At 55.7% G+C, this 463-nt stretch carries 1 pseudogene; it reads right to left on the bottom strand.

Annotated features, from left to right (window positions below):
• A pseudogene (locus M3206_RS18800) lies at positions 1-463 on the bottom strand (TerC family protein); the annotation flags it as partial.

Raw genomic sequence — 463 nt, 5'->3', positions numbered from 1 at the left:
GCCAATGGCCGCATATAGATAGCCTTTCGGAATAATAAAGCTGAAGCCTTCAGCAATCAGACTGAAGCCGATCATCAGCAGGAAGCTCAGACAGAGGATCACGATGGTCGGGTGGCTGTTAACGAAGCGCGTCAGCGCCTTGCTGGCCATCAGCATCAGGCTGATGGCGATAACCACGGCGGCCATCATCACCGCCAGTGATCAACCATGCCGACGGCGGTGATCACCGAGTCGAGTGAGAAGATGGCGTCGAGCACCACGATCTGCGCCACGACGGCCCAGAATTTCGCCCCTTTGCGCTGGGTGGGGTTATCGCTGTCTTTCCCCTCCAGCCGCTCATTAAGCTCGACGGTCGCTTTAAACAGCAGAAACAGGCCGCCAAACAGCATAATCAAATCGCGAGCGCTAAAGCTGAAGTCGTGAAAAACAATCAGCGGTTTGGTCAGGGTGACCAGCCAGGAGA

Origin of the sequence: Fictibacillus phosphorivorans (assembly GCF_023715845.1) — a bacterium.
GTDB classification, from domain to species: Bacteria; Bacillota; Bacilli; order Bacillales; family Fictibacillaceae; genus Fictibacillus; species Fictibacillus phosphorivorans_D.
Note: the sequence above shows the minus strand (reverse complement) of the source record. Positions and strands in the feature narration are given on the sequence as shown.